The sequence below is a fragment of the Kitasatospora sp. NPDC001175 genome (assembly GCF_053598215.1).
Window position 1 is genome coordinate 36257 of sequence record NZ_JBSFJU010000048.1, and the last position, 26947, is coordinate 63203.

The 26947-nt window shown below is 72.1% G+C and carries 26 protein-coding genes and 2 tRNA genes; 22 read left to right on the plus strand and 6 right to left on the minus strand.

Features of this window, described 5'->3' with window-relative positions; all coding sequences use genetic code 11:
- Positions 1 to 87: 87 nt before the first annotated feature.
- From rsmI to ACWDAK_RS28290, 7 genes are all read left to right on the plus strand, one after another.
- A complete protein-coding gene (gene rsmI, locus ACWDAK_RS28260) occupies positions 88 to 933 on the plus strand; it encodes a 16S rRNA (cytidine(1402)-2'-O)-methyltransferase (RefSeq protein WP_344640186.1) in 846 nt (281 codons plus the stop codon).
- 249 nt (positions 934 to 1182) lie between these two features.
- Positions 1183 to 1629, plus strand: a complete 447-nt coding sequence (locus tag ACWDAK_RS28265) for a hypothetical protein (RefSeq protein ID WP_344640187.1) — start codon at positions 1183 to 1185, stop codon at positions 1627 to 1629.
- A gap of 107 nt (positions 1630 to 1736) precedes the next feature.
- Positions 1737 to 3356, plus strand: coding sequence for a methionine--tRNA ligase (metG, locus tag ACWDAK_RS28270; RefSeq protein ID WP_344640188.1), 1620 nt, complete (start codon positions 1737 to 1739; stop codon positions 3354 to 3356).
- Complete coding sequence (locus tag ACWDAK_RS28275) at positions 3356 to 4231, plus strand: TatD family hydrolase (protein ID WP_344640189.1); 876 nt, start codon at positions 3356 to 3358, stop codon at positions 4229 to 4231. Before metG ends, ACWDAK_RS28275 begins: the two co-directional genes overlap by 1 nt.
- 79 nt (positions 4232 to 4310) lie before the next feature.
- The gene (locus ACWDAK_RS28280; RefSeq protein ID WP_344640190.1) at positions 4311 to 4910 is read left to right on the plus strand and encodes a Uma2 family endonuclease; all 600 of its coding nucleotides are present in this window, start codon (positions 4311 to 4313) and stop codon (positions 4908 to 4910) included.
- 27 nt (positions 4911 to 4937) lie between these two features.
- Positions 4938 to 5822: a 16S rRNA (adenine(1518)-N(6)/adenine(1519)-N(6))-dimethyltransferase RsmA gene (gene rsmA / locus ACWDAK_RS28285; protein ID WP_344640191.1), complete on the plus strand. Its 885-nt coding sequence runs from the start codon at positions 4938 to 4940 to the stop codon at positions 5820 to 5822.
- The gene (locus ACWDAK_RS28290) at positions 5819 to 6733 is read left to right on the plus strand and encodes a 4-(cytidine 5'-diphospho)-2-C-methyl-D-erythritol kinase (protein ID WP_427395104.1); all 915 of its coding nucleotides are present in this window, start codon (positions 5819 to 5821) and stop codon (positions 6731 to 6733) included. Before rsmA ends, ACWDAK_RS28290 begins: the two co-directional genes overlap by 4 nt.
- Positions 6734 to 6769: 36 nt before the next feature.
- Here ACWDAK_RS28290 and ACWDAK_RS28295 read toward each other — a convergent pair whose 3' ends face one another.
- Positions 6770 to 7111 (minus strand): DUF6191 domain-containing protein, encoded by a 342-nt coding sequence (locus ACWDAK_RS28295; protein WP_344640193.1) that lies wholly within the window; start codon positions 7109 to 7111, stop codon positions 6770 to 6772.
- Positions 7112 to 7243: 132 nt separating this feature from the next.
- Here ACWDAK_RS28295 and ACWDAK_RS28300 point away from each other — a divergent pair, with 132 nt between their 5' ends.
- Both ACWDAK_RS28300 and ACWDAK_RS28305 read left to right on the plus strand, forming a co-directional pair.
- Complete coding sequence (locus ACWDAK_RS28300; protein WP_344640194.1) at positions 7244 to 7879, plus strand: hypothetical protein; 636 nt, start codon at positions 7244 to 7246, stop codon at positions 7877 to 7879.
- 76 nt (positions 7880 to 7955) lie between these two features.
- Complete coding sequence (locus tag ACWDAK_RS28305) at positions 7956 to 9770, plus strand: ABC-F family ATP-binding cassette domain-containing protein (RefSeq protein WP_344640195.1); 1815 nt, start codon at positions 7956 to 7958, stop codon at positions 9768 to 9770.
- A gap of 158 nt (positions 9771 to 9928) precedes the next feature.
- Here the strand turns inward: ACWDAK_RS28305 and ACWDAK_RS28310 are convergent, their stop codons facing one another.
- Positions 9929 to 11767, minus strand: a complete 1839-nt coding sequence (locus tag ACWDAK_RS28310; protein ID WP_427395103.1) for an FUSC family protein — start codon at positions 11765 to 11767, stop codon at positions 9929 to 9931.
- 345 nt (positions 11768 to 12112) lie between these two features.
- Between ACWDAK_RS28310 and ACWDAK_RS28315 the strand changes: the two genes are divergently transcribed.
- Positions 12113 to 13489, plus strand: a complete 1377-nt coding sequence (locus ACWDAK_RS28315) for an MFS transporter (RefSeq protein WP_427395102.1) — start codon at positions 12113 to 12115, stop codon at positions 13487 to 13489.
- A gap of 41 nt (positions 13490 to 13530) precedes the next feature.
- On the opposite strand, the gene ACWDAK_RS28320 is transcribed toward ACWDAK_RS28315, so the two are convergent.
- Positions 13531 to 14127 (minus strand): flavodoxin family protein, encoded by a 597-nt coding sequence (locus ACWDAK_RS28320; protein ID WP_344640198.1) that lies wholly within the window; start codon positions 14125 to 14127, stop codon positions 13531 to 13533.
- Positions 14128 to 14275: 148 nt separating this feature from the next.
- On the opposite strand from ACWDAK_RS28320, the gene ACWDAK_RS28325 reads away from it, so the two are divergent.
- The 6 genes from ACWDAK_RS28325 to ACWDAK_RS28350 all read left to right on the plus strand — a co-directional run bounded on the left by ACWDAK_RS28325 (position 14276) and on the right by ACWDAK_RS28350 (position 19260).
- Positions 14276 to 14674: a winged helix-turn-helix transcriptional regulator gene (locus ACWDAK_RS28325; RefSeq protein WP_344640199.1), complete on the plus strand. Its 399-nt coding sequence runs from the start codon at positions 14276 to 14278 to the stop codon at positions 14672 to 14674.
- A 156-nt stretch (positions 14675 to 14830) separates the two neighbouring features.
- Positions 14831 to 14903, plus strand: a tRNA-Thr gene (locus ACWDAK_RS28330).
- A gap of 213 nt (positions 14904 to 15116) precedes the next feature.
- A complete protein-coding gene (locus ACWDAK_RS28335) occupies positions 15117 to 15785 on the plus strand; it encodes a helix-turn-helix transcriptional regulator (RefSeq protein ID WP_344640200.1) in 669 nt (222 codons plus the stop codon).
- Positions 15786 to 16041: 256 nt separating this feature from the next.
- Complete coding sequence (gene galT, locus ACWDAK_RS28340; RefSeq protein WP_344640201.1) at positions 16042 to 17145, plus strand: galactose-1-phosphate uridylyltransferase; 1104 nt, start codon at positions 16042 to 16044, stop codon at positions 17143 to 17145.
- Complete coding sequence (gene galE / locus ACWDAK_RS28345) at positions 17142 to 18110, plus strand: UDP-glucose 4-epimerase GalE (protein ID WP_427395101.1); 969 nt, start codon at positions 17142 to 17144, stop codon at positions 18108 to 18110. The genes galT and galE overlap by 4 nt, the downstream gene beginning before the upstream one ends.
- A gap of 283 nt (positions 18111 to 18393) precedes the next feature.
- Positions 18394 to 19260 (plus strand): LuxR C-terminal-related transcriptional regulator, encoded by an 867-nt coding sequence (locus tag ACWDAK_RS28350; RefSeq protein ID WP_344640203.1) that lies wholly within the window; start codon positions 18394 to 18396, stop codon positions 19258 to 19260.
- 43 nt (positions 19261 to 19303) lie between these two features.
- On the opposite strand, the gene ACWDAK_RS28355 is transcribed toward ACWDAK_RS28350, so the two are convergent.
- The 3 genes from ACWDAK_RS28355 to ACWDAK_RS28365 form a co-directional block, all read right to left on the minus strand.
- Positions 19304 to 19798, minus strand: a complete 495-nt coding sequence (locus ACWDAK_RS28355) for a MarR family winged helix-turn-helix transcriptional regulator (RefSeq protein ID WP_344640204.1) — start codon at positions 19796 to 19798, stop codon at positions 19304 to 19306.
- 132 nt (positions 19799 to 19930) lie between these two features.
- On the minus strand, positions 19931 to 20533 hold the full coding sequence (locus tag ACWDAK_RS28360) for a TetR/AcrR family transcriptional regulator (protein WP_280701072.1): 603 nt from the start codon (positions 20531 to 20533) through the stop codon (positions 19931 to 19933).
- 198 nt (positions 20534 to 20731) lie between these two features.
- Positions 20732 to 21694 (minus strand): acyl-CoA desaturase, encoded by a 963-nt coding sequence (locus ACWDAK_RS28365; protein WP_344640205.1) that lies wholly within the window; start codon positions 21692 to 21694, stop codon positions 20732 to 20734.
- 216 nt (positions 21695 to 21910) lie between these two features.
- Between ACWDAK_RS28365 and ACWDAK_RS28370 the strand changes: the two genes are divergently transcribed.
- The 6 genes from ACWDAK_RS28370 to ACWDAK_RS28395 all read left to right on the plus strand — a co-directional run bounded on the left by ACWDAK_RS28370 (position 21911) and on the right by ACWDAK_RS28395 (position 26813).
- A tRNA-Gln gene (locus ACWDAK_RS28370) sits at positions 21911 to 21981 on the plus strand.
- Between the two features lie 164 nt (positions 21982 to 22145).
- Positions 22146 to 23609 carry a bifunctional UDP-N-acetylglucosamine diphosphorylase/glucosamine-1-phosphate N-acetyltransferase GlmU gene (glmU, locus tag ACWDAK_RS28375; RefSeq protein WP_344640206.1) on the plus strand — a complete coding sequence of 488 codons (1464 nt, stop codon included), beginning with the start codon at positions 22146 to 22148 and terminating at the stop codon, positions 23607 to 23609.
- Between the two features lie 201 nt (positions 23610 to 23810).
- Positions 23811 to 24788, plus strand: coding sequence for a ribose-phosphate diphosphokinase (locus ACWDAK_RS28380; RefSeq protein ID WP_344640207.1), 978 nt, complete (start codon positions 23811 to 23813; stop codon positions 24786 to 24788).
- Positions 24789 to 25067: 279 nt separating this feature from the next.
- Entirely contained in the window at positions 25068 to 25655 is a 588-nt protein-coding gene (locus ACWDAK_RS28385) for a 50S ribosomal protein L25/general stress protein Ctc (protein WP_344640208.1), read from the plus strand.
- A gap of 97 nt (positions 25656 to 25752) precedes the next feature.
- Positions 25753 to 26334 (plus strand): aminoacyl-tRNA hydrolase, encoded by a 582-nt coding sequence (gene pth, locus ACWDAK_RS28390; RefSeq protein WP_344640209.1) that lies wholly within the window; start codon positions 25753 to 25755, stop codon positions 26332 to 26334.
- A gap of 245 nt (positions 26335 to 26579) precedes the next feature.
- Positions 26580 to 26813, plus strand: a complete 234-nt coding sequence (locus tag ACWDAK_RS28395; protein ID WP_427395100.1) for a hypothetical protein — start codon at positions 26580 to 26582, stop codon at positions 26811 to 26813.
- Positions 26814 to 26947 lie beyond the last annotated feature (134 nt).

Below are 26947 nucleotides of genomic sequence, written 5' to 3' on the forward strand. Positions count from 1 at the left end.
TACGGTTGCGCCGGCCCGGCCGCGCGCGCCCCCGGGCGTCGCCGTTCACCGGGAAGGGCCGGGCCGCCGCTCTGGGAGGATGGGGGTGTGACAGGAGTACTGGTTCTCGCAGGGACGCCCATCGGTGATGTTTCGGACGCGCCGCCCAGACTGCTGACGGAGCTGGCGACGGCGGACGTGATCGCCGCCGAGGACACCCGGCGGCTGCGGAGGCTCACCCAGGCACTGGGGGTGACCCCGGTCGGGCGGGTGGTCTCGTACTTCGAGGGCAACGAGGTGGCCCGGACACCCGAGCTGGTGGAGGCGCTGCGCGGCGGCGCGCGGGTGCTGCTGGTGACGGACGCCGGGATGCCCTCGGTCTCCGACCCGGGCTACCGGCTGGTGGACGCCGCGGTGAACGCCGAGATCAAGGTGACCGCGGTGCCGGGGCCGTCCGCGGTGCTCACCGCCCTGGCGCTGTCCGGCCTGCCGGTGGACCGGTTCACCTTCGAGGGCTTCCTGCCGCGCAAGGCAGGCGACCGCTCCCGGCAGCTGGCGGAGATCGCGGCCGAGCCGCGCACCATGGTGTTCTTCGAGGCACCGCACCGGATCGCCGAGACCCTGGAGGCGATGGCGGCGGCCTTCGGCGAGGACCGTCCGGCCGCGGTCTGCCGCGAGCTGACCAAGACGTACGAGGAGGTCAGGCGCGGCCCGCTGGGCGAGCTGGCCGAGTGGGCGGCGGACGGCGTCAAGGGCGAGATCACCGTGGTGGTCGCGGGCGCGCCGCCGGCCGCGCCGAAGGAGTACGGCCCGGCGCAGCTGGCCGAGCTGGTGGCGGCCCGCGAGGAGGCCGGGGAGCGCCGCAAGGAGGCCATCGCAGCGGTGGCGGCGGAGCTCGGGCTACCGAAGCGGGAGGTCTTCGACGCGGTGGTGGCGGCCAAGCACGGCGCCTGACCGGCGGCGGCCGACTTCACCCGAACGCCGCAGCTCAGGATGCGGGTGCCGAGGTGTTCACCCGGTCCTACCCTGGAAGGAAGACCCGGGACACGCCCCCGAGCTACCAGTCGTCGACGGCTTTCTACAGCCCTCTCCAATTCGGCGCCAAGACTTGGCAAGCCGGGTAGCGAAAGGCATGTCCCGGGCATTCCCTGAGAGGGAAAGACCCGAGCCGGACGGACGTCCGGCGGGCGCTGGGAGACGGCTATGAGCGAGACGATCGGTAGCCCTCTGAGTGGCAGTGCAGTGCGCGACACCGCGTCGGCCGGTCTCGGCCTGACGAGCAGGCCGCCCACCCCCGTGGAGACCGTCCGGGAGGCGTACTCCTTCGCCTGCCTGAGCTGCGGTTATGGGTGGGAGCAGGCCTACGAGATCGAGCACCACGTGGCCAAGGACGGACACACGGTGTTCGAGTACCACGCGAACGGTGTCCGGGTGCCGTCGCCGCTGCGCCAGCCGACCTGCCCGGGATGTGGCGGGCACAAGGTGCGGATCATGCGGGCGGGCCGGGTCGCCACCGCCGAGCAGCCCTGGCACCACGGTCCCGGTTACGCCAGGCACGCCGAGCCGGAGGACGCGCCGATCGACCGCCCCGTCCGGGTGCGGCGCGGGTTCCGAGCGTGGTTGCGGGGCATGTTCGGCCGCGCCGCCTGAGCGGATCCGCGCAGCGGAGGGCGGTAGCGGGAAACGCGCAACCGAAGGGGCCACCCCCGAGTAAGTCGGTCGAGGGCGGTTCCTTCGCGCGGCTAAGATTTCGGAGCATGGCGGCCACTGAAGACCACAGCACCACCGAGCGCTCCGACTCGGCGTACTACGTCACCACCCCGATCTACTACGTGAACGATCGCCCGCACCTGGGCCACGCGTACACGACCGTCGCGGGCGACGTACTCACCCGCTGGCACCGCCAGCGCGGCGAGCAGGTGTGGTACCTGACCGGTACGGACGAGCACGGTCAGAAGATCCTGCGCACGGCGGAGGCCAACGGCGTCACCCCGCAGGAGTGGTGCGACAAGCTGGTCGAGGAGGCGTGGAAGCCGCTCTGGCAGCACCTGAACATCGCCAACGACGACTTCATCCGGACCACCCAGAAGCGGCACACCGACCGCGTCCAGGAGTTCGTCCAGGACCTGTACGACAAGGGCGAGATCTACAAGGGCGGCTACTCCGGCCCGTACTGCGTGGCCTGCGAGGAGTACAAGCTCCCCGGTGAGCTGCTGCCGGGCGCGAGCGACGACGAGAAGCTCTGCGCCGTGCACAAGAGGCCGGTCGAGTGGCTGGAGGAGGAGAACTACTTCTTCCGGCTGTCCGCCTACGGTCCGAAGCTGCTGGAGTTCTACGCCCAGAACCCCGACTTCATCGCGCCCGCCTCCGCCCGCAACGAGGTGCTGCGCTTCGTCGAGCAGGACCTCAAGGACCTGTCGATCTCCCGGTCCACCTTCAACTGGGGCGTGCCGCTGCCCTGGGACGAGAAGCACGTGCTGTACGTGTGGGTGGACGCGCTGCAGAACTACATCACCGCCGCCGGTTACGGCGCGGACCAGGCGCGCTTCGAGCAGCTGTGGCCGGCCTCGGTGCACCTGGTCGGCAAGGACATCCTGCGATTCCACGCGGTGATCTGGCCCGCGATGCTGATGGCCGCCGGTCTGCCGCTGCCCAAGCGGGTCGTCGCCAACGGTTGGCTGATGGTCGGCGGCGAGAAGATGTCCAAGTCCAACCTGACCGGTATCGCGCCGACCGACCTGACCTCGCACTTCGGCGTGGACGCGTACCGCTACTACTTCCTGCGGGCGATCCCGTTCGGCACCGACGGCTCGTTCTCCTGGGAGGACTTCACCGCCCGGTACACCTCCGAGCTGGCCAACGACTTCGGCAACCTGGCCTCGCGGGTGGCGGCCATGGTCGGCAAGTACTTCGAGGGCACGCTGCCGGCGGCGACCGCCGCCGGTGCGGCCGAGCAGGCCGTCCGTGACGGGCTGGCCAAGGCCGCCGAGCTGGCCGATCGCAAGATCGGCGAGGAGCTGGACTTCGCGGGCGGCATCGCGGCGGTCTTCGACTTCATCAAGCTGGTCAACGGCTACCTGACCGAGCAGGAGCCGTGGAAGGTCGCCAAGGACGAGTCCGAGGAGGGCCAGGCCCGTCTGGCCACCATCCTCTACACCGCGGCCGAGGCGCTGCGGGCCACCGCGGTGCTCCTCAACCCGCTGATGCCGGTCGCCTCGCAGAAGCTGTGGGACTCGCTCGGCGCGGAGGAGTCGCTGGGCGCGCTGGGCGAGCAGACCATCGCCACCGTCGCCGACTGGGGCCGGCTGCCCGCCGGGACCACCGTCACCAAGGGCGACATCCTGTTCCCCCGTCTCGAAGAGAAGCCCGCCGCCTGATGGCCAAGGACGCCGACCGGTCGACCCCGCCGCCGCTGCCCGAGCCGTTGGCGGTGGCGGTGGCCGATTCGCACACCCACCTGGACATGCAGTCCGGCACCCCCGCCGAGGGCCTGGCCAAGGCCGCTTCGGTCGGGGTGACCACGGTCGTCCAGGTGGGCTGCGACGTGCCCGGTTCGCGCTGGGCGGCGTCCCTGGCCGAGGAGTTCGAGCAGGTGCACGCCGCGGTGGCGCTGCACCCCAACGAGGCGCCGAGGATCTTCCTCGGCGACCCCGACGGCTGGTCCGGGCAGCAGCGCCCGGCCGGCGGGATGACGGCGCTGGACGCGGCGCTCGCCGAGATAGACGCGCTGGCGGCGCTGCCGCAGGTGAAGGCCGTCGGCGAGACCGGGCTGGACTACTTCCGTACCGGGCCCGAGGGCGTGGACCTGCAGAAGGAGTCCTTCCGGCGGCACATCGAGATCGCCAAGCGGCACGGCAAGGCGCTGGTCATCCACGACCGGGACGCCCACGAGGACGTCATCGCCGTCCTGCTGGAGGAGGGCGCGCCCGAGCGGACGGTCTTCCACTGCTACTCCGGCGACGCCGCGATGGCCAAGACCTGCGCCGAGCACGGTTGGTACCTCTCCTTCGCGGGCCCGGTCACCTTCAAGGCCAACCAGCCGCTGCGGGACGCCCTGGCCGCCACCCCGCTGGACCGGATCCTGGTCGAGACCGACGCCCCCTTCCTCACTCCGCACCCGTACCGGGGCCGCCCCAACGCGCCGTACCTGATCCCGGTCACGGTCCGCTCGATGGCGGCGACGCTCGACCTGCACGAGGACGAGCTGGCCACGGCGATCGCGGCGAACACGGCGCGGGCGTTCGGGTACTGACACACGGGTGCGACTCGCGCGAAGATCGGGTCGTGGAGAAACGATTCGGCACTCTTGCCGCGCTGCCATGCTGGCTAGCATGAGTGCAGTGAGGGAGGTGGCGATGACCGCCGAGCCGATCGACTGGATGAACGCGCCGTCCCAGGGCTGGACGTACGAGCAGGTCAAGGACGTCGATCTGCCGTTCGAATGGGATCTGGTGGACGGAGTCATCGTGGTCCGGGGGCAGACGAATCAGTGGCATGACCAGGTGCGCGATGAGCTGTACTCGGCTCTCCGCACCGCGCGGGTCGCGCCCTACGCGACGAACGTCGAGCGCCGCGTCCTGCTCGACGAGGCCAATACGACCAAGCCGGATGTCGTGGTGTTCGACAAGACCGGCATCGATGTCTTCGAGCTGGAATGCCTTCCGCCGGAGTCCGTGGTCCTGGCGGTCGAGGTCGTCTCGCACGGTACGCGGGCTACCGACCGCTTCCGCAAGCCCGGCCAGTACGCCGAGAAGAAGATCCCGTACTACTGGCGGGTCGAGCGCGGCATCGACGACCTCCCGATCGTCCACGAGTTCCACCGCGACGAGGAGAAGGGCGTCTACCTCCCGGTCGCCCAGCACGAGCACGTGCTCCGCACCGAGCTGCCCTACCCCGTCGAGATCGACCTCAGGAAGGCCGTCGAACTCTGACCACCCCCACGCCCGTATCCTTGGCGCGTGAGCAGCACTGACCCCACCCCCTCCGACAGTCACCTCCTCGGCGCCTCCGACATCCGCGAGCTGGCGGAGGCGTTCGGCGTGAAGCCGACCAAGCAGCGCGGGCAGAACTTCGTCATCGACGGCAACACGGTGCGGCGGATCGTCCGGGCCGCCGAGGTGACGCCCGAGGACGCGGTGGTCGAGGTCGGGCCCGGGCTCGGGTCGCTGACCCTTGCGCTGCTGGAGGTCGCCAGGCACGTCACGGCGGTGGAGATCGACCCGCTGCTGGCCCAGCACCTGCCGACCACGGTCGCGGCCCGGATGCCCGAGAAGGCCGAGAACTTCAACCTGGTGCTCTCCGACGCGATGGAGGTCACCGAGCTGCCGGGGCCGGCGCCGACCGCGCTGGTCGCCAACCTGCCCTACAACGTGGCCGTCCCGGTGCTGCTGCACATGCTGGCCACCTTCCCGAGCATCGAGCGCACCCTGGTGATGGTGCAGTCCGAGGTCGCCGACCGGCTCGCCGCCAAGCCCGGCAACAAGGTGTACGGCGTGCCGTCGGTGAAGGCCAACTGGTACGCGGACGTGAAGCGCGCCGGCGCGATCGGCCGCAACGTCTTCTGGCCCGCGCCGAACGTGGACTCCGGCCTGGTCTCGCTGATCCGCCGGGAGCCCCCGAAGACCGCCGCCAGCCGCGAGGAGGTCTTCGCCGTGGTGGACGCCGCCTTCGCCCAGCGCCGCAAGACCCTGCGCGCCGCGCTGGCCGGCTGGGCCGGCTCGCCGGCCGCCGCCGAGCAGGCGTTGGCCGCCGCCGGGATCGACCACCGGCTGCGCGGCGAGATGCTGACGGTGGAACAGTTCGCGGCCATCGCCGAGCACAAGCCCGTGAAGGACTCCGAGTGACCGTCACCGTACGCGTGCCCGCCAAGGTCAACGTCCAGCTGGGGGTCGGCGGCCTGCGCGCCGACGGCTTCCACGACCTGGCCAACGTCTTCTTCGCCGTGGCCCTGGGCGACGAGGTGACGGCCGAACCCGGCGAGGGCGTGACGCTCACCTGCACCGGCCCCGACGCCGCGAGCGTCCCGCTGGACGACAGCAACCTCGCAGCCCGGGCGGCCCGGCTGCTGGCCGCCCACCACGGCGTCACACCGAACGTCCGGCTGCACATCGCCAAGGCCATCCCGGTCGCGGGCGGCATGGCGGGCGGCAGCGCGGACGGCGCCGCGGCACTGGTGGCCTGCGACGCGCTGTGGGGTCTGGACACCCCGTTCGAGACGCTGCTGGAGCTGGCGGCGGAGCTCGGCTCGGACGTGCCGTTCGCGCTGGTCGGCGGGGTCGCACTGGGGCGCGGACGAGGCGAGATCCTGGAGCCGCTGCCGGTCGCCGGCACCTTCCACTGGGTCTTCGCGGTCGCCGACGGCGGGCTCTCCACCCCGGCCGTCTTCCGCGAGTGCGACCGGCTGCGCGAGGAGGCGGGCACCGGCTCCTCGGACGCCGACGTCCCCACCCCGGACGCCGACCCGGCGCTGCTCGCCGCACTCGCCGACGGCGACCCGGTGGCACTGGCCGCCGCGCTCACCAACGACCTGCAGGCCCCGGCGATCTCGCTGCGTCCCGCGCTGGCGGAGACCCTGCGGGCCGGCACCGAGGCCGGCGCGATCGGCGCCCTGGTCTCCGGCTCCGGACCGACCTGCGCGTTCCTGGCGAAGGACGCGGAGGCGGCGGCTGCCATCGCCAAGTCCCTTGAGGAGTCCGGGACTTGCCGGGCCGCCCACGCGACGTACGGTCCGGCGCCGGGCGCCCGGGTCAGCTGACGAAGGGGTTCGCCGGGGAGCCGTCCCGCAGGCGGCTCAGGACTGCTCGGGGCGGGGCGGCCTGCTGATCCTGGCGGTGCCCGCTGCGAGGTCGATGCCGGTGCGTTTCGGGGCGCCGTCGTGCTCGTCGTCGCGCAGTACCAGGGCGATCCGTCGTTCCTCCAGCTGGACCCGCTTGCCCGGGTAGAGCAGGGCGTGCAACTCCTCGGTGGCGGTCGCCCCGGCGCCGCGCGTCCCGGGATCGGCGTGCACCTGCAGCCGGCCGGGGAACAGCCCGTGGCGCTGGGCGCGGGCGACGGCCGTCTTCAGGGCGGCGGCCAGGAAGAGCGGGACCACGATCAGCAGGACGGCGAACGGGCCGGTCAGTAAGCGCACCATGAGCGGGGAACGCCCGCGCGCGGACGGTTGTTCCGTGCGGTTTCCTGATCGCGGCATCACTTCGACCCCGGCCGCGTCGGGGCTGTCAGGAAGCCCCGGTACGCTCCCGCCGAGACGCGGGAGGTACGGGGGATGGAACAGCAGGTCGCAGGTGCGGAGGACGGTGCCGGGGCGGAGGGGGTGCCGGCGCGGGACCCGGGGCCCAACTGGGCGCTGACGGCGGTCGGCACGCTGTTCGCGATCGGGGTGCTGGCGCTGGCGGGCTGGCTGGTGCGCTTCCCGGCGGACGAGTTCCGCTACACGTCCGACATGGCCGGCACGCCCGGCACCTTTACGGCCGCGCACTGCCACAACGAGGGCGCGGGGAAGAGCCGCACCCGCCAGTGCGAGGGCCCCTTCGTCCCGCACAACGGTTCGCCCACCGACCCGGCCGCGCACATCACCAACGCCCGGGTGGACGTCGGCAAGCCCGCCGAGCTGCGCCGCACGGACGGCGGCGGCTACGTCCAGCCCGGGGTGCTGAACGCCGGGATGGACCTGGCGGGGGTCTTCGGCATCTTCTGCGGGGCCGCGTTCCTGCTGATGTTCCCGGCAGCCGGGCCGCGGAGGGTCAAGGTAGAGACGGGCGTTCCGCTGCGGGCCAACCCGCAGCCCTGGGGGACGCTGGTACCGCTGCTCCTCGGCCTGTTCGTGTTCTTCGGGGCGGCGGCGATGCTGACCCTCTTCGGGGCGGTGGTGCTGGGTGTGATCGGGGCGATCTTCTTCTAGTCCACCCGGGGGACGGCGACCACTAGGCTGGTACGGCGGAGAACATTCCCCGACCCCTCCCAGGAGCGCAGCAGCAGTGGCCGTCAACCTCGCCACCATCGAGTCCGTCACCAAGGTCTACGGCACGCGGGCCCTGCTCGACGGCGTGAGCCTCGGCGTCAGCGAGGGGGACCGGATCGGCGTCGTCGGCCGCAACGGCGACGGCAAGACCACCCTGATCCGGATGCTCGCCAAGCTGGAGGAGCCGGACAGCGGCCGGATCACCTGGTCCGGCGGGCTGCAGCTGGCGGTACTCACCCAGCACGACTCGCTCGACCCGAAGGCCACCATCCGGCACGAGGTGATCGCCGACCGCGCCGACCACGAGTGGCTCGGCGACAGCCGGATCCGCGACATCATCCAGGGCCTGTTCGGCGGCCTCGACCTGCCCGGGTTCAAGGACGGCCTGGACACCGTGATCGGTCCGCTCTCCGGTGGCGAGCGCCGCCGGATCGCGCTGGCCAAGCTGTTGCTCGGCGAGCCGGACCTGATCGTGCTGGACGAGCCCACCAACCACCTGGACGTCGAGGGCATCGCCTGGCTCGCCCAGCACCTGCAGAAGCGCCGCTCCGCGCTGGTCTGCGTGACCCACGACCGCTGGTTCCTGGACCAGGTCTGCACCCGGATGTGGGACGTCCAGCGCGGTGGGGTCCGCGAGTACGAGGGCGGCTACTCCGACTACGTGTTCGCCCGCGCCGAGCGCGCCAGGATCGAGGCCACCGAGGAGCAGAAGCGGCAGAACCTGGCCCGCAAGGAACTGGCCTGGCTGCGCCGCGGCGCCCCCGCCCGGACCTCCAAGCCGCGCTACCGGATCGAGGCCGCCAACGCGCTGATCGCCGACGTGCCGGAGCCTCGCGACAAGAGCGAGCTGATGAAGTTCGCCAACGCCCGGCTGGGCCGTACCGTCTTCGACCTCGAGGACATCACCGTCAAGGCCGGCGAGAAGCTGCTGCTGGAGCGGCTCACCTGGCAGCTCGGCCCCGGCGACCGGATCGGCCTGCTCGGCGTCAACGGCGCCGGCAAGACCTCGCTGCTGCGGGCCATGCAGGCCGCCTACGCCACCGACGGCGACGTGCAGCCGTCGGGTGGCGTGATCAAGGTCGGCAAGACCGTACGGCTGGCGTACCTCTCGCAGGAGGTGCACGAGCTGGACCCGGCCACCCGGGTGCTGCAGGCCGTGGAGCAGGTGCGCGGGCGGGTCGACCTCGGCAAGGGCCGGGAGATGAGCGCCGGTCAGCTGTGCGAGCAGTTCGGCTTCGGCAAGGACAAGCAGTGGACGCCGGTCGGGGACCTGTCCGGTGGCGAGCGCCGGCGGCTGCAGCTGCTGCGGCTGCTGATGGACGAGCCGAACGTGCTGTTCCTGGACGAGCCGACGAACGACCTGGACATCGAGACCCTGAACCAGCTGGAGGACGTGCTGGACGGGTGGCCCGGGTCGATGGTGGTGATCAGCCACGACCGGTTCTTCATCGAGCGGACCACGGACACCGTGTACGCGCTGCTCGGGGACCGGCGGATGCGGATGCTGCCGGGCGGGGTGGACGAGTACCTGGACCGGCGGGCGAAGCTGGCTGAGGCGGTGTCGGCGACGGCGGCGGTCGCCGCCGCGACGGTGGCGGCTCCGGTGGCGGAGAAGTCCGCCGCGGACGTGCGGGTCGCCAAGAAGGAGATGCAGAAGCTGGAGCGGCAGATCGCCAAGCTGGACCAGCAGGAGTCCAAGCTGCACACCCAACTCGCGGAGCACGCCGCCGACTTCTCCAAGGTCGCGGAGCTGGACGCCCAGCTGCGCAAGGTCCGGGAGGAGAAGGAGGAGCTGGAGATGGCCTGGCTGGAGCTGGCCGAGCAGGTCTGACCGGACCGTGCCGTCGGCGGCCCGGGCCGGCCGGGTTCGATCCGGTCGGCGGGTCGTCGGGGTCCGGGTGGTTCGTGGTGCCCCGACTTCCGCTGCCGCCGGGGTGCCGGCTGTCCACAAGGACGGCTCCACCGGCGGGAGTTGCAGCTGAGCGGCCGTCAGCCCAGTAGGACGTCGAGTTCGTCGGCCGCCCGGCCGATCGCGCTGCGCGAGGGATCGTGCGGTCCGGTCGGCCGGGCGGCCCTTCCGGTCGGCGGCTGGTGGGCACGGGCAGCGGCGGTGAGGTGGTCGAGGGCGTCGAACACCCGCTGGATCTCGGCGGGTTCGGGGGTTCGGCCGCCGTAGCGGATCTGGGCGGCGTAGGCGGCGACCGCACCGCTGAGGCGTTCCAGGGCGGCGGTCGCGGGCAGCCACTGGCTGGCGAGCCGGCCGGCGGGCGGGGGTTCGGTGAGCCCCTGCTGCACCTCCTGGCGGGCGTCGGCCAGGGCCCGGTAGGCGGTTCGGCGCAGCCAGACCTCGGCGACCGGTGCCTGTGGGGACCCGGCCACCGAGGCCAGGTACTCGCGCAGCGCGGTGGCGGCGGTGACCAGCCGGGGTTCGATCCGGTGCGGGGGTCGCTCGGGCCAGAGCAGGTAGCCGAAGACCAGCACGATCGCGCTGGCCAGGGCGGTGTCCAGGACCCGGGGCCAGAACTCGGCCATCCCGCTCTCCCCGCCGAGCTGGACCAGGACCAGGGCCATCGGGGTCATCACGGCCGTGTTCAGCCCGTAGTGCGCGGCCGCCGAGTACGGCAGCAGCGCGACGCAGCCCGAGGCGATCAGCGCCAACGCCCACTTGTCGGTGGTGGTCAGGAGCAGCGCCGCCGTCACCGCCACGCCGAGCACGGTGCCGACCGAGCGGCTGACCGCCCGCAGGAAGACCGAGCCGAGGTCCGGCTTGAGGACGAAGGCCACCGTCATCGGCACCCAGTAGGTGCGGCCCGGCGGCAGCAGGGCGCCGGCCAGTTCGGCGACCGCGATGCAGAGCGCCACCCGCAGGCCGTACCGGACCGAGCCCCCGGAGAGCAGACGGACGCGCAGCCGCCAGGGGTCCGGGGGCGGCGCGGGCGCGGTGCCGGGTTCGGCCGGGCGGCCCGCGACGGTGTCGGTGGCGGCGCGCAGGGCGATGTCCAGGGCCTTGAGGGCCGGGGTGTCCGGCTCCCAGCCGGGGTACTCGGGCTGCGGGCCGCCGAGTACCGCGCGGGCCAGCCGGCCGGGCAGTTCGGCCACCGCGGGCGGGACCGGACGCCAGGCCCAGAGTAGCCCGGTGGCGGTCTCGGTGGCGGCGAGTCCGGCTTCGTACATCCGGCGCAGCCGCTGGACGTGATCCGGTTCCTGACGGCCGGCGCGGGCGTGCGGGAGCAGGTCCTGAAGCTGGTTCAGCCGGGCGGTCAGCACCTGGCGGCGGGCGGCGCCCTGCGGCGTGCCGAGTGCGGCGAGGGTGTCGCCGAGCGCCTCGTACGCGGCCGCCAGGGCCCGGCGGCGGGGGTCGGAGCGGGGGAAGCTGCGGTGGGCGCGGTGCGGCAGCCTGAGCAGGACCACGAACGCGGCGCCGGCAAGCATCATCAGCGGCGCCGCCCACCAGGGGCGCGGCAGCGCCATGCCGCTGCCGAGGGAGGCCGAGACCAGCAGCAGCATGCCGGAGGACGAGCCGCGCGGACCGGTGGCGCTGATCGCTCCGGAGGCGAAGGCGACGGCGGTGAGCGCGAGGCCGACCGTGAGCGGGTCGCCGCCCTCGTACTGGAGGGCGGTGCCGATCAGCATGCCGAGGGAGGAGGCGAACAGGGCGGCGGCGATCCTCGGGGCGCGCAGCCGGGCCGGTTCGACGCGGTCGTTCATGGTCGCGTGCATCGCGCCGAGGCCGGCGAAGACGCCCAGGTCGAGCCGGCCGAACAGCAGGCCGAGGAAGAGCGGGGTCGCCATCCCGAGGGCGGCCCGGAGCATCAGCGTCCGGGGCATCGGCGGTCTGACCGGCCGGGCGGCCCGGGCCCACCAGGCGGGCGAGCGGTCGGGGCCGGGACTGTCGGGTCCGGAGGATCCAGGGGCTGACAAGGGTCGTGTGCCTTCCGCTGATGCCCCGGTCCGCCGGGAGGGCGTCGGGACGTCGCTGCTGTGCGACGTTGCGCGGCAGATGGGACCGGACCGGGCGAATCCGGTTCGGGCTCAGTCTATCGGCGTGGCCTCCCCGTACCGGACGGGTGTGGCGGATCGGCGCACCACCCCGGCGGGTGACGGTTCGTATGCTCCCGGTTCACCCGTGTGCGCGCTGTCACCGCTGACTGTCGCGCCGTCACTGTGGGTTGCATGACTCCTGCACCAGAGAGCACTTCTGACGCATCGTCCGAACGGTCGCCGACAGCGGTACCGGACCTGCGCCCGATCGCCGTCTCGGCGCTGATCGGCACCACGATCGAGTACTACGACTTCTTCATCTACGGGACGGCCGTCGCGCTGGTCTTCGGCAAGGTCTTCTTCCCCGAACTCGGGCGCGCCGGTGGGTTGCTGGCATCATTCTCGGTGTACTCGGTGGCCTTCGTCGGGCGTCCGCTGGGTGCCCTGGTGTTCGGGCACTTCGGCGACCGGCTGGGCCGCAAGACGACCCTGGTGGTCTCGCTGTTGCTGATGGGCGTCTCCACGGTGGCCGTCGGCGTGCTGCCCGGGTACGGGTCCTGGGGGATCTGGGCGCCGGTGGCGCTGGTGGTGCTGCGGGCGCTGCAGGGCTTCGGGTTGGGCGGGGAGTGGGGCGGCGCGGCGCTGCTGTTGGCCGAGAACGCTCCGGCGGAGCGGCGCGGCCGGTACGGCGGCTACCTCCAACTCGGGCCCTGTCTGGGTTTCTTCGCCGCCACCGGGGTGTTCCTGCTGCTCTCGGAGGTGCTGAGCGAGCGTGCCTTCGCCGACTGGGGCTGGCGGGTGCCGTTCCTCGCCTCGGTCGGGCTGGTCGCGACCGGTCTGTTCGTCCGGCTGCGGATCGGCGAGACGCCGGTCTTCGCGCGGCAGACCGAGCGCGCCAAGGCGCCGGCCGCCGAGGTGCTGCGCGGGCACGGCCGCACGGTGCTGTCCGCGGGCGGCGCGATCATGATCGGGTACGCGCTGTTCTACCTGACCACCACCTACGCGCTGGCCTACGCCACCGAGCAGTTGGGCATCGGGCGGGGGCTGATGCTGGCCCTGCTGCTGGCGGGCGCGGTGCCGAAGGGCGCGGCCGCCTGGTACTGCGCCGGGCTCAGCGACCGCTGGGGTCGGCGCCGGACGCTGCGGCTGGCCAGCGCGCTCGCGGTCGGCTGGTCGCTGCTGCTCTTCCCGCTGCTGCAGACGGCGCGTACGCCGCTGGTGGCGCTGGGGGTGATCGGTGCGATGGCGGTGCTCGGCTGCCTGTTCGGGCCGGTGGCGGCGTATCTGCCGGAGCTGTTCCCGACCCGGGTGCGCTACACGGGCGCCTCGCTCGCCTTCAACCTCGGCGGGGTGGTCGGCGGGGCGACGGCGCCGCTGGTGGCGGCCCGGCTCACCGGGATGTACGGGACGGCCGAGCCGGTCGGCTGGTACCTGGCCGGGATCGGGGTGGCGTCGCTGCTGTGCCTGTACGCGCTGCCGGAGACGCGTGGGCCCGCTCTCGGCGCGAGGGTGGTGCGCCAGGGGCGCGGGGAGCCGTCCGACCAGCCGAGCACCTCGGTGGAGGGCTGATCGTGCGGTCCCCGCGCCCCGGGACCTGGTCTGCCGGTCGGTCAGAGGCCCAGCGCGGTACGGCCGGCGACCAGGACGACGGCCTGCTTGGCGACGCGCTCGCCCAGGTGCTCGGCGGTGGCGATGTCGGCCTTGTGGACGCCCTCCGGGCCCTGGTCGTTGTTGCTCTGGGCGGCGGCGCCGAGGAAGAAGCCGAGGCGGTTGATGTCCTCCTCGGAGGCGGTGGAGCTGTTCCAGCCCGGGTGCAGGCCCAGGTTGACCCACTGCATGCCGTGCTGGGCGGCCAGCACGGTGAAGAACTGCAGGGTGTGCAGCTTGTCGCCGCTCTTCGAGGCGGAGTTGGTGAAGCCGGCCGCCAGCTTGTCCTTCCAGGCATTGGTGAACCAGCGCTTCGAGGAGTTCTCGGCGAAGGTGTGGAAGGCGGCCGAGGCGGTGCCCATGTAGGTCGGCGAACCGAAGACGATCGCGTCGGCGGCGTCCAGCTGGGCCCACTGCTCCTCGGTGATGGTGTCAACGGCTATCCGGACGACCTCGGCCCCACCGGCGGCGGCACCGCGGGCAACGGCCTCGGCGAGCACGGCGGTGTGGCCGTAGCCGGAGTGGTAGGCGATGGCGACGGTGGGGGTGGCGGTGGTCATGGCGCGATGACTCCTGTGGCGTCGGGATGAACGGGAGGGTCGGGGAGGGCGCTCTGGCGCTCCCCGACCCCTGCGGTCTCTAATGTAGACCAGGTCTCCATCAGATACCAAGTATGGAATAGAGACCTGCGCGCGTACCCTGGATCACATGGCCCATCCGCAGCAGCACTCCGAGTACGACGTCTTCGCCGCCTTCTGTCCCAGTCGGAACGTCTTCGCCGAGCTCGCCGACAAGTGGTCGCTGCTCCTCCTGCTCAGCCTGCACGAGCTGGGTGAGCAGAGGTTCTCCGAACTGCAGCGGTCCGTCACCGGAGTGAGCCGCAAGATGCTCACCCAGACCCTGCGTGAGCTCGAGCGGAGCGGGCTGGTGCGCCGCACCGTCCACCCCGAGACCCCGCCGCGGGTCGTCTACGGCCTGCTGCCGCTGGGGCGCTCGCTCGCCGAGCGGCTGGTCCCGGTCGCGGAGTGGGTCGAGGAGAACAGCGGCTCCGTGCTGGAGGCCCGGAGGGTGTTCGACGGCTCGCGCTGCTCCTCCGTCGCGGACTGAGGTCGCAGTCGAGGGGGCGTGGCCGCGGGGCGGCGGGGTGGCTGCGAGGTGGCGGGGGTGGCCGCGGGGTGGCGACCGGGGTCGATTTCACTTTCGGGCCGCTGACCGGGTAATGTCTTCCTCGTTCGAGCGGGACGGAAAAGCCCCGCAGGACAGGCCCCTATAGCTCAGTCGGTAGAGCGTCTCCATGGTAAGGAGAAGGTCAACGGTTCGATTCCGTTTGGGGGCTCAGTAGAACGAGGCCCTCGCCGTAAGGCGGGGGCCTTCGTCGTTTCGTGTCGCCTGTTCCGCGCGGCCCGTTCCGTCCGGGGTCCGCCACATGGCTTGCGGCGAGTACGCGGCCTAGCGGTCCCGGCCGGGTATGCGCTGTGATGGTGCGTCATTGGCGGTCGGCCGTGCGGACGGATGCCGCGGCAGGCCGGACGGGGACTGGGAGGGCGCCATGGGCGTTCGACTCGTGGTGGTCGACGACCACCGGCTGCTGGCGGAGGCGCTGGCGGCGGCCCTGCAGCTGCGCGGGCACCGGGTGCTCGCGATCGGCTCGCCGTCCCGGACGGTCGGCGAACTGATCGTCGGGCGCCGCCCCGAGGTCTGTCTGCTCGGCGTGTCCGGGTCGGGCGAGCCGGACACGTTCGATCCCGTACGGCGGCTGCGCCGGGAGCGTCCCGAGATCTCCGTCGTGGTCCTCGGGCCGGTCGGCGAGCCCGGGCGGGTGGCCGCCGCCTTCGCCGCCGGGGCCGCCGGGTACGTCCGCAGCGACGAGCGGATCGAGGTCGTGGAGCGGGCCATCGCCCGGGTCCGGGCCGGGGAGGCGGCGGTCGCCGCGGACGTCCTGCAAGGCGCCTTCGAACGGCTGCTCAGGCCCGCGGTGGAGCCGGACGACGATGCGCTGCGGCTGCTCAGGTTGCTGACCCGGCGTGAGGTCCAGGTGCTGCTCAGGATCGCCGAGGGCGAGGACACCGCCGGCATCGCCGCCGGCATGGGCATCGCCCCCAGCACCGCCCGTACCCACGTCCAGCGGGTCCTGATGAAGCTCGGCGCGCGCACCCGCCTGGAGGCCACCGCGGTCGCCGCCCGTACGGGGCTTCTCGACCGGGTGTCGGGCGCGTAGGCGAACCGAGGGGCGCCCGGGCAGCACGGCCGCCCCTGGCCCCGTGAAGCGCCGGAGGGCGGCTCCCCGCATCCTCGGGCGGTATCCGGCCGCCCGGGTGCCCACCGCTGCCCACCGCTGCGCGAGCGGCTGGGTCTCACGGACCCGCGGTTGACGTCCGGAGCCCCGCGGCTCCGTTTTCGCACCCCGGACTTGTTGACTTGTGATCGGTCTTGTTGGAATGTGTTTCCGATCCTGCGATGAGGAGGGCGAGGCCGTGAAGAAGACCACGACCAAGCTCGCGGACGGCCGCGAGCTCATCTACTTCGACGCGGACGACACCGCGTCCCGGGACGACCGCGACCTGCGCCCGCTCGCCGCCGTCACCCCGCTCTCCGAGATCCGCCGCGATCCGGTGACCGGTGACCACGTCACCATCGCCGCACACCGCCAGGCCCGCACGTACCACCCGCCGGCGGACGAGTGCCCGCTCTGCCCCTCCAGGGACGGCCGCCTGAGTGAGATCCCCGCCGCCGACTACGACGTCGTGGTCTTCGAGAACCGCTTCCCCGCGCTGGCCCTGCACCCGGCGGTCGCCGACAGCGGCGGCGCGGACCCGCTGCACCTCGCCTTCCCCGGCGCCGGCCGCTGCGAGGTGGTCTGCTTCACCGCCGGCCACGACCTCTCGTTCGCCGACCTCACCGAGGCCAGAGCCCGCCTGGTGCTGGACGCCTGGACCGACCGGACTGCCGAGCTCTCCGCCCTCCCGGGCGTCCGGCAGGTGTTCTGCTTCGAGAACCGGGGTGCCGAGATCGGCGTGACCCTGGCCCATCCGCACGGTCAGATCTACGCCTTCCCGTTCACCACCCCGCGCACCGCCCGGATGGCCGGGCAGGCCGCCGCCCACCGCGCCCGCACCGGCCGCAACCTCTTCGAGGACCTGCTCGCCGCCGAACTCGGCGATCCCGCCCGGGTGGTGCTGGCGGGCGAGCACTGGACGGCCTTCGTCCCGTACGCGGCCCGCTGGCCGTACGAGGTGCACCTCTACCCCAACCGCCGGGTCGCCGACCTGACCTGGCTGAGCGAGCCCGAACGCTCAGAGTTTCCCAAGCTCTACCTGGAATTGCTGCGTCGTTTTGACCGGCTCTTCATCCAAGCGGGCCAGACTGCCCCGATCGCACCGACGCCGTACATCGCGGCCTGGCACCAGGCACCCACCCTTGGGGGTGACGAACTCGCGCTTCACCTGGAGCTGTTCACGATCCGGCGTACGGTGGGCAAGCTCAAGTTCCTGGCCGGGGTGGAATCCGGCATGGACGCGTTCGTCAACGACGTGTCGCCCGAGGCGGCGGCACAGCGCCTGCGGGAGGTCGCATCGTGAGCAAGTACCTGGTCACCGGCGGAGCCGGCTACGTCGGCAGTGTGGTCGCCGCCCACCTGCTGGAGGCCGGCCACCAGGTCACCGTGCTCGACGACCTCTCCACCGGGTTCCCTGCCGGTGTGCCGTCCGGCGCCGAGTTCGCCCGGGGGCGGATCCAGGACGCCGTCGAGGTGCTGGACGGCTCCTACGACGCGGTGCTGCACTTCGCCGCCTCCTCGCAGGTCGGCGAGTCGGTCGCCGACCCGGAGAAGTACTGGCGCAACAACGTGGCCGGTTCGCTCGAACTGGTCAGCGCGATGCGCAAGGCGGGGGTGCGCAAGCTGGTCTTCTCCTCCACCGCCGCCGTCTACGGCGAGCCCGAGAGCGTCCCGATCGCCGAGACCTCCCGCACCTCCCCGACCAACACCTACGGCGCCACCAAGCTCGCCGTGGACCACCTGATCGCCAGTGAGTGCGCCGCCCACGGCCTCGCCGCCGTCAGCCTGCGGTACTTCAACGTGGCCGGGGCGTACGGCTCCTACGGCGAGCGGCACGAGCCCGAGTCGCACCTGATCCCGCTGGTCTTCCAGGCCGCCCTCGGCAAGCGTCCGCACATCGCCGTGTTCGGCGACGACTACCCGACCCCCGACGGCACCTGCATCCGCGACTACATCCACGTCGCCGACCTCGCCGAGGCCCACCTGCTGGCCCTGGACGCCGCCAGGCCGGGCGAGCACCTGGTCTGCAACCTCGGCAACGGCAGCGGCTTCTCGGTCCGCGAGGTGATCGAGTCGGTCCGCCGGGTCACCGGCCGGGAGATCCCGGTCGTCACCGCCGAGCGCCGTCCCGGCGACCCCGCCGTGCTGGTCGCCTCCGCGCAGCGGGCCCAGGAGGTGCTCGGCTGGCGCCCCAGCCGCCCGCAGCTGGACGACATCGTGGCAGACGCCTGGAACTTCACCCTGGCGCTGGACGGCGCGGCCTCCTGACCCGGGAACGCGGGGAACCGTGACCGGCGTCCGCAGCGGGTGCGGCGCCGCCCCGGCGGGGGTGACCTGATCGGCGGACACACCGGTCGGGGGCGGCCGAAGGGGGCGCGCGGCTGTCCTGGCGCTGCATCAGGAAGGTGTGCGCGTAGTCTGGTTCGGTACATCCTGACGTCGCGCGGGGCCAGGTCCGAAAGTTCACCAAACCTCCGCCGAGTCGCCCCGCGCGCCGTACGCTGAGTGCGGTACCGGTGGGGGTCGGGCGCCTGAGCAGGGGGGTACGACGATGGGGCGGATCCGGGTCCTGGTGGTCGACGACCACCGCATCTTCGCCGAAGCGCTGGCGGCCACGCTCGCCGCCGAACCCGATGTCGAGGTCGGCGCGGCCGGCAGCACGCTCGCGGCCGAACGCGCGCTGGAGCGGGCCGCCGCCGAGGGCCGGGCCTTCGACGTGGTCCTGATCGACGCCGACCTGGCCCCGGCCGGCCCGCCGCCGTGCCGTCCCCGTCCGCTCGCCGAGTCCGAGCCGCAGCCCGGCACCAGACGGCTCCCCGCCGCACCGGCCGGCCGCCGCCAGCCCGGCCCGTCGACGGGCGCGCCGCACCGCGTCCCGCCCCCCTCGGCGACCAGCCCCGCAGCCCCGGCCGGGGACGGGCTGGCCCTGCTCGCCCGGGCCTGCCGCGCCCACCCGGCGCTGCGGGCGATCGTGCTCGCCACCGAGGACGACACGGGGCGGGCGGTGCGTGCGCTGCAGGCGGGGGCCTGCGGCTGGGTGGCCAAGGACAGTTCGCTGCCCCGGCTGATGGCGGTGATCCGGGGGGTGCTGCGGGGCGAGACGCACCTGCCGCCGGCCCTGCTGACCGGCGTGGTACGGGAGTTGACCTCAGCGCGGCGGGACCGCACGGAGAGCGAACGGCTGGTGGAGACGCTGACGCCCCGCGAGGAGGAGGTGCTCCGCTGCATGGTGGCCGGGCTCGGGCGGCAGGCGGTGGCGGAGCGGTTGTACCTCTCGCCGCACACCGTCCGCACCCACATGCAGAACGTCCTGGGCAAGCTGGGCGTCCACTCCACCCTCGCCGCCGTCGCGGTGGCCCGCCGAGCGGGCGTCAGCCCCTCCGAGCCGCCGCTCCCGGCCCACTCGGCCACGCCGTAGGCGACACCTCCGGGGCCCGGCCTTCGCCGCCGATGGCGGAGCCTCACCCCGCGCTGTCGAAGGGGGCGACCAACTGCCGGAGCAGGGCGGCCAGGTCGTGCTGCTGGTCGGGGCTGAGCTCGGCGAGCAGGGCGCGCTCGTGGGCGAGCAGCCCGGCGAGCGCCTGGTCGGCGCGGTCGCGGCCGTCGTCGGTGAGCCGGACCAGCACACCGCGCCGGTCGTCCGGGTCGGGCAGTCGCTTGACCAGGCCCTTTCCGGTGAGCCGGTCGATCCGGTTGGTCATCGTGCCGGAGGTCACCAGGGTCTGGGTGAGCAGCTGGCCGGGGGAGAGCTGGTAGGGGGAGCCGGCTCGGCGGAGGGCGGTCAGCACGTCGAACTCCCAGGGTTCGAGACCGTGCTCGGCGAAGGCGGTGCGGCGGGCGCGGTCGAGGTGGCGTGCGAGCCGGCTGACCCGGCTGAGCACCTCCAGCGGCCCGACATCGAGGTCGGGGCGCTCGCGGCGCCATGCTGCGACCAGCCGGTCGACCTCGTCCTCCATGTGGATCAGTGTATCGGTGGGTGTGTCGATATGAAGCCTCTTGACATCAAGATGAACGCTCCGGGTATCGACAAACCCCCCGTTTCCCTGCCAATCACCCACCCGTCCCCCGGTCGGGAGCCCCGCCGGGAACTACTGCTTCCGCTCGCCGACCAGTTTGGGGTGGCGCTCCAGCCCCTCCAGCCCGTGCCAGGCGAGGTTGACCAGGTGGGCGGCGACCTCGGCCTTCTGCGGCTTGCGCACCTCCAGCCACCACTGCCCGGTCAGCGCGACCATGCCGACCAGCATCTGGGAGTACATCGGCGCCAGCCGGGGGTCGAAACCTCGGGCCTTGAACTCCAGGCCCAGGATGTCCTCGACCTGGGTGGCGATGTCGCTGATCAGCGAGGCGAAGGTGCCGGTGGACTGGGCCACCGGGGAGTCCCGGACCAGGATCTTGAAGCCGTCGGTGGAGGTGTCGATGTAGTCCATCAGCGCGAAGGCGGCCTGCTCCAGCAGTTCGCGGGAGTGCCCGCCGGTGAGCGCCCCGGTGACCATGTCGAGCAGCAGCTGCATCTCGCGGTCGACCACGACCGCGTACAGCCCCTCCTTGCCCCCGAAGTGCTCGTAGACCACCGGCTTGGACACCCCGGCCCGTTCGGCGATCTCCTCGACCGAGGTGCCGTCGTAGCCGCGCTCCGCGAAGACCGAGCGGCCGATGTCCAGCAGCTGCTCGCGGCGCTGCTTGCCGGTCATCCGGACCCGGCCGCCCTTCGCCGCGCGGGTGGGGGCAGTGGAGCGGTTCCGGGGGGCCTCGGGGCTCGCGGCCCCCGCTCCTGAGGTCCGGTGCTGGCCGCCTGCGCTGTCTCCGTTGCTCCCGTTCACCCCTACATCATGCTGCAGGGAGCGGCTCATGCCCCAGCTCGATTCGTCGGCCCGGTCCCAGGCGCCCGCTCATGCGGCACGGCGCGCGGCGATCCGCTCCGGATCGGGCCAGCGCACGTCGTGGACCCAGCCGGCCCGCTCGAACCAGCGGATCAGCCGGGCGGAGGAGTCGAGCTGCCCGCGCAGCACGCCGTGCCGGGCGGAGGTGGGGTCGGCGTGGTGCAGGTTGTGCCAGGACTCGCCGCAGGAGAGCACCGCCAGCCACCAGACGTTCCCGGAGCGGTCGCGGGACCTGAACGGGCGGGAGCCGATCGCGTGGCAGATGGAGTTGATCGACCAGGTGACGTGGTGCAGCAGGGCGATCCGCACCAGCGAGCCCCAGAAGAAGGCGGTCAGCGCGCCCTCCCAGGAGAGCGAGAGCAGTCCGCCGACCAGTGGTGGGACCAGCAGGGAGAGGGCGGTCCAGAGCCAGAACAGCCGGGAGATCCGCCGCATCGCCGGGTCGCGGACCAGGTCGGGCGCGTACTTGAGCTGCGGGGTCTGCTCCTGGTCGAACATCCAGCCGGTGTGCGCCCACCACAGCCCCTTCACCAGCGCGGGGACGGTTTCGCCGAAGCGCCAGGGGGAGTGCGGGTCGCCCTCCTTGTCGCTGAAGCGGTGGTGCCTGCGGTGGTCGGCCACCCAGCGGACCAGCGGGCCCTCGACGGCAAGGCTGCCGGCCACGGCCAGTGCGATCCGCAGCGGGCGGTTGGCCTTGAAGGCGCCGTGGGTGAAGTAGCGGTGGAAGCCGACGGTGACGCCGTGGCAGGTGAGGAAGTACATCACCGTGGTGATCGCCAGGTCCCGCCAGCCGAGCCCGCGGCCCCAGGCGACCGGGACCGCCGCGACCAGGGCCAGGAACGGAACTCCGATGAAGAGGGCGAGCGCGATTCGCTCGATCGGGCCCTGCCGCTCGCCGCCTCTGGTGGCCGAGAGCTGGGTGGCGGCGGCCCCTGCCGGGTCCGGGGGCGCTTCGCTGGCCTGCATGGTCATATGCGGTCCTTGTCGGAGCAGCAAAACCTACGTGACCGTAACCTACGGCATCGTAAGTAGCGTGGAGCGGCTCTGGCGGGCGTGTCGCGAGGTGAACCGGGACCGGCGTGGGCACGGGGAGTGCCGGGATCTTTGCGATTGGTGGTGGATGCCCGGGCTGGAACCCCGTAGGCTGTGGACCGCGCTGTCCCCTGCGGGGCGGCGAGGTACCGTCCGTCCCGGATCGTCTAAGGGCAGGACAGCTGGTTTTGGTCCAGCTTATGGGGGTTCGAATCCTCCTCCGGGAGCACTTCGTGCAGCCTCCGGCCGAGCGCTGAGCGGGCCGGGGGCCGACTGCCGGTCGGCCGTGACCGCATTATCCTCATGCTCTGCCCGAGCGTGGACGTGCGGATCCGTGGCTCGGGCTCGCTGTGCCAGAACCCTCCCCACGAACGACCGAGGAGCCTCCAGCGTGAGCGCCAACACCCCCGCCGCCGTCATCGTGCTCGCCGCTGGTGGCGGGACCCGGATGAAGTCGAAGCGTCTGCCCAAGGTGCTGCACGAGATCTGCGGTCGCACCCTGGTCGGTCACGCGGTCTTTGCCGCCCAGGAGTTGAGCCCCGAGCAGCTGGTCGTGGTGGTCGGGCACATGCGCGAGCAGGTGCAGCAGCACCTGGCGGAGCGGTACGAGGACGTGCGCACCGCCGTCCAGCTGGAGCAGAACGGCACCGGCCACGCCGTGCGCACCGCGCTGGAGGCGCTGGCGGCCGACGGGATCGAGCCGGACGGCACCGTGGTGGTCACCACCGGCGACGCGCCGCTGCTGACCGGGGCGACGCTGGCCGCACTGGTCGAGGCGCACGCCGAGCAGGGCAACGGTGTGACCGTCCTCACCGCCGTCGTCCCGGACTCCTTCGGCTACGGCCGGATCCTGCGCAGCGAGTCGGACGGCTCGGTGGCCGCGATCGTCGAGGAGAAGGACGCCACCGACGCCCAGCGGGCGATCGACGAGATCAACTCGGGTGTCTTCGCCTTCGATGCCAAGCTGCTGGTCGAGGCGCTCGGCCGGCTGAATACCGACAACTCGCAGGGCGAGGAGTACCTCACCGACACCCTGGGGATCCTGCGGACCTCGGGTCACCGGGTCGGCGCGGTCGTCGCGGCCGACTACCGCGACATCCTCGGCATCAACGACCGGGTCCAGCTGGCCGAGGCCCGGAAGATCATGAACGCCCGGCTGGTCGAGCGCGCGATGCGCGCGGGCGTCACCGTGGTGGACCCGGCGTCCGCCTGGTTCGACGTCCAGGTGACCTACGAGCCGGACGCGGTGGTGCTGCCGAACACCCAGCTGCACGGCGCCACGCACCTCGGCGAGGGCTGCGAGGTCGGCCCGAACTGCACCCTGACCGACACCCTGGTCGGCGCCGAGGCCCATGTGAGCAACGCCACCACGATCGGCGCCGAGATCGGCGAGGCGGCCTCGGTCGGCCCGTACGCGTACCTGCGCCCGGGCACCAAGCTGGCCCGGAAGGCCAAGGCCGGCACCTACGTGGAGATCAAGAACTCCGAGGTCGGCGCGGGCTCCAAGGTGCCGCACCTGTCGTACATCGGCGACACCACGATCGGCGAGGGCAGCAACATCGGCGCGGCCTCGGTCACCGTCAACTACGACGGCGTGAACAAGCACCGCACCACCATCGGCTCCCACTGCCGCACGGGCTCCGACAACATGTTCATCGCCCCGGTGACCATCGGGGACGGCGCCTACACCGCCGCCGGATCGGTGATCACCAACGATGTCCCGGCCGGCGCGCTCGGCGTCTCCCGGGCGCAGCAGCGCAACATCGCGGGCTGGGTCGAGCGCAAGCGCCCCGGCACCGACTCCGCGCGCGCCGCTGCTGCGGCGGGCGAGCCCGCCGTGACCGTCGAGGACTGAACGGGCGACGGGGGATCTTGAGGGGAGAGCCCGGGGCCCACGCTTTCCGGCGGGGCGCGTAACCTGGAGTACATACGTGCGCCACTGGGCTGACTGCCCGTGCCCGGGCGTACTCCCAATCCCCCGTTGAGCACCGGCTGGGCGTCCGCCTGGCTCGGCGTGGCGGGTTCATGTGCGGCAGCAACGCGAGGAGACGGTGCAGTGACCGGGATCACGACGTCGGTTGAGAAGAAGCTGAAGCTCTTCTCGGGCCGTGCCCACCCCGAGCTGGCGAAGGAGGTCGCGGAGGCGCTCGGCACCGAACTCGTGCCGACCAAGGCCCTGGACTTCGCCAACGGTGAGATCTACGTCCGGTTCCTGGAGTCGGCCCGCGGTGCGGACTGCTTCGTGATGCAGAGCCACACGGCTCCCATCAACCAGTGGATCATGGAGCAGTTGATCATGATCGACGCTCTGAAGCGGGCCTCCGCCAAGAGCATCACCGCGATCCTCCCGTTCTACGGCTACGCCCGTCAGGACAAGAAGCACCTGGGCCGCGAACCGATCTCGGCCCGCCTGGTCGCCGACCTGCTGCGCCAGGCCGGTGCCGACCGCCTGATGGCCGTGGACCTGCACACCGCACAGATCCAGGGCTTCTTCGACGGCCCGGTGGACCACCTGTTCGCGCTGCCGCTGCTCGCCGACTACATCGGCGACAAGGTCGCCAGCGACAAGCTCACCGTCGTCTCCCCGGACGCCGGCCGGGTGAAGGTGGCCGACCAGTGGTGTGACCGGCTGGACGCACCGCTGGCGATCATCCACAAGCGCCGCGACATCACCCAGGCCAACACCATCCTGTCGGCCGACGTGGTCGGTGACGTCAAGGACCGGGTCTGCGTCCTGGTCGACGACATGATCGACACCGCCGGCACCATCTGCGCCGCCGCCGACGCGCTGTTCGACAACGGCGCCGCGGACGTCATCGTGGCCGCCACCCACGGTGTGCTCTCCGGTCCGGCGGCCGACCGGCTGAAGAACTCCCGGGTCAGCGAGTTCGTCTTCACCAACACCCTGCCGACCCCGGCCGAGCTCCAGCTCGACAAGGTGACCACGCTCTCCATCGCCCCGTCGATCGCCGCGGCGATCCGCGAGGTCTTCGAGGAGGGCTCGGTCACCAGCCTGTTCGAGGGCGTGCACTGATCGGGTAGTCGTACGAACGGCCCCGGCGCCTCGCGGCGCCGGGGCCGATTTCGTGCTCGCCGCAGCGTGCGGTTAGACTCTTGAGACTGCTCGGCGAGGGATGTCGTGTGCCCAATGCGGGTGCCTGATCCGTGATCGACGCGCTGCCTCGGCCGTGGTTTGGCCGATTGCAGATCCGTCCGCCGCCGAGTGGCCCCCCAAACGTACTTGAGGGTGTGCCCCGGCGGTTTTTCGTCTGTCGTCCGCACCCCGCGTCCAGTTCTCACGAGGAGTGCCGTCGTGTCCGAGATCCGCCTTGCCGCTGAAGCCCGTACCGAGTTCGGCAAGGGTGCCGCCCGTCGCGCTCGTCGCGCCGGCTTCGTCCCCGGTGTCGTCTACGGCCACGGCCACACCCCGGTTCACCTGAACCTGCCCGGCCACGACCTGATGATGGCCCTGAAGACCCCGAACGCCCTGCTGGTCGTGCCGATCGACGGCAAGGACGAGTACGTGCTGCCGAAGGCCGTCCAGCGTGAGGCCATCAAGCGCACCATCGAGCACGTCGACCTGCTGCTGGTCAAGCGTGGCGAGAAGGTCACCGTCGAGGTCCCGGTCCACACCGAGGGTGAGCTGGCCCCGGGCGGCAACCTGCTGGAGCACGTTCTGAACGCGCTGCCGGTCGAGGCCGAGGCCACCCACCTGCCCGAGGCCGTCACCGTCTCGATCGAGGGCCTGGAGGCCGGCGCCTCGGTCCTGGCCAAGGACGTCGTCCTGCCGAAGGGCGTCGCGCTGGCCGTCGAGGCCGACGCCGTCGTGCTGCAGGTCATCGGCGCCCAGGCCCCCGAGGCCGTCGAGGAGGCCGCCGAGGGCGAGGCCGTCGAGGCCTGAGCCCGGTAGCTCATTCGACCGCTGCCCCGGTCCGCTCCGCTGGAGCGGCCGGGGCAGCGGCGTGTCCGGGATGATGAGGGAAAGTGAGGAGCGGTTGATGAGCGACGAAGCGTACGAGGGCCCCTGGCTGGTCGTCGGCCTCGGCAACCCGGGCGAGGGCTACGCCCGGAACCGGCACAACATCGGGTTCATGGTGGTGGATCTGCTGGCCGAGCGGATCGGGGCGAAGTTCAAGGCCCACAAGAGCCGGGCCCAGATCGCCGAGGGCCGCCTGTGCGGGCGGCGGGTGGTGCTGGCCAAGCCGATGACCTTCATGAACCTGTCCGGCGGCCCGACCACCGCGCTGCGCGACTTCTACAAGGTGCCGACCGAGGCGATCGTGGCGATCCACGACGAGCTGGACATCGACTACGCGGCACTGCGGCTCAAGTTGGGCGGCGGTGACAACGGGCACAACGGCCTGAAGTCCATCACCAAGTCGCTCGGCCCCGGCTACCACCGGGTGCGTTGCGGCATCGGCCGTCCGCCGGGCCGGATGGAGGTGGCCGACTTCGTGCTCAAGGACTTCTCCTCCGCCGAGCGCAAGGAACTCGACTGGTTCGTCGACCGCTCCGCCGACGCGGTCGAGGCGCTGCTCTCCGAGGGGCTCGAACGAGCCCAGGGCAGCTACAACTCCTGACGGCTTTCCGGTGAACGCCTGACGCGGTTTTGACGATTGCCTGACGTGATGTCAATCTGGCGCGCCCCCTTGCACAACGGTCGTGCAACGCTTGCTCCGAGGGGGCATGATCTGTATGGGAAGGTCACCTCTGATCGGATACGGTCATCCCCTGTACGCGCAGGATTGAGCGCAGGAATCTGGGGGTAAGGACCGTGGTTCGGTCACAACGCGTCCGGGTGGGGCGTGCGGTCGGCGGAGCGGCGATGCTCGTCGGTCTCACCGCGCTGGGTGCACCGGTGGCGCAGGCCGCCGACTCCTTGGGCGGCCAAAACGATGCGCCCGAGCCGGCGGCAGCGCAGCTGACGCCGCCGGTCAGCGGCGGCAAGGTGGGCGGCTCGGCGGGGCTGTACGCGGTCGGCGGCGGCCTGGTGATGGTCGCCGGCGGGGCGACCCTCTGGGTCAAGCGCAAGCGCGCCGGCCAGGTCACCATTCACTGAACCGCCTTGCGGGCAGGGCCTTTCGGGCCTGTCCGGGTCTTTCAGAGGCGCGGGAGCAACACCAGGGGCGGGGGGGGGGGGCCCCCCCCCCCCGGGGGGGGGCCCGGGGGCGGGGGCCGGCGGGCGCCCCGGGG

Excerpts from the sequence above, each read along its gene's own strand:
- ACWDAK_RS28265 (WP_344640187.1), top strand. The coding sequence starts at position 1,183 with ATGAGCGAGACGATCGGTAGCCCTCTGAGTGGCAGTGCAGTGCGCGAC.
- metG (WP_344640188.1), top strand. The coding sequence starts at position 1,737 with ATGGCGGCCACTGAAGACCACAGCACCACCGAGCGCTCCGACTCGGCG.
- ACWDAK_RS28275 (WP_344640189.1), top strand. The coding sequence starts at position 3,356 with ATGGCCAAGGACGCCGACCGGTCGACCCCGCCGCCGCTGCCCGAGCCG.
- ACWDAK_RS28280 (WP_344640190.1), top strand. The coding sequence starts at position 4,311 with ATGAGTGCAGTGAGGGAGGTGGCGATGACCGCCGAGCCGATCGACTGG.
- ACWDAK_RS28295 (WP_344640193.1), bottom strand. The coding sequence starts at position 7,111 with ATGGTGCGCTTACTGACCGGCCCGTTCGCCGTCCTGCTGATCGTGGTC.
- ACWDAK_RS28300 (WP_344640194.1), top strand. The coding sequence starts at position 7,244 with ATGGAACAGCAGGTCGCAGGTGCGGAGGACGGTGCCGGGGCGGAGGGG.
- ACWDAK_RS28310 (WP_427395103.1), bottom strand. The coding sequence starts at position 11,767 with ATGCCCCGGACGCTGATGCTCCGGGCCGCCCTCGGGATGGCGACCCCG.
- ACWDAK_RS28315 (WP_427395102.1), top strand. The coding sequence starts at position 12,113 with ATGACTCCTGCACCAGAGAGCACTTCTGACGCATCGTCCGAACGGTCG.
- ACWDAK_RS28320 (WP_344640198.1), bottom strand. The coding sequence starts at position 14,127 with ATGACCACCGCCACCCCCACCGTCGCCATCGCCTACCACTCCGGCTAC.
- ACWDAK_RS28325 (WP_344640199.1), top strand. The coding sequence starts at position 14,276 with ATGGCCCATCCGCAGCAGCACTCCGAGTACGACGTCTTCGCCGCCTTC.
- ACWDAK_RS28335 (WP_344640200.1), top strand. The coding sequence starts at position 15,117 with ATGGGCGTTCGACTCGTGGTGGTCGACGACCACCGGCTGCTGGCGGAG.
- ACWDAK_RS28350 (WP_344640203.1), top strand. The coding sequence starts at position 18,394 with ATGGGGCGGATCCGGGTCCTGGTGGTCGACGACCACCGCATCTTCGCC.
- ACWDAK_RS28355 (WP_344640204.1), bottom strand. The coding sequence starts at position 19,798 with ATGGAGGACGAGGTCGACCGGCTGGTCGCAGCATGGCGCCGCGAGCGC.
- ACWDAK_RS28360 (WP_280701072.1), bottom strand. The coding sequence starts at position 20,533 with ATGACCGGCAAGCAGCGCCGCGAGCAGCTGCTGGACATCGGCCGCTCG.
- ACWDAK_RS28365 (WP_344640205.1), bottom strand. The coding sequence starts at position 21,694 with ATGACCATGCAGGCCAGCGAAGCGCCCCCGGACCCGGCAGGGGCCGCC.
- pth (WP_344640209.1), top strand. The coding sequence starts at position 25,753 with ATGAGCGACGAAGCGTACGAGGGCCCCTGGCTGGTCGTCGGCCTCGGC.
- ACWDAK_RS28395 (WP_427395100.1), top strand. The coding sequence starts at position 26,580 with ATGCTCGTCGGTCTCACCGCGCTGGGTGCACCGGTGGCGCAGGCCGCC.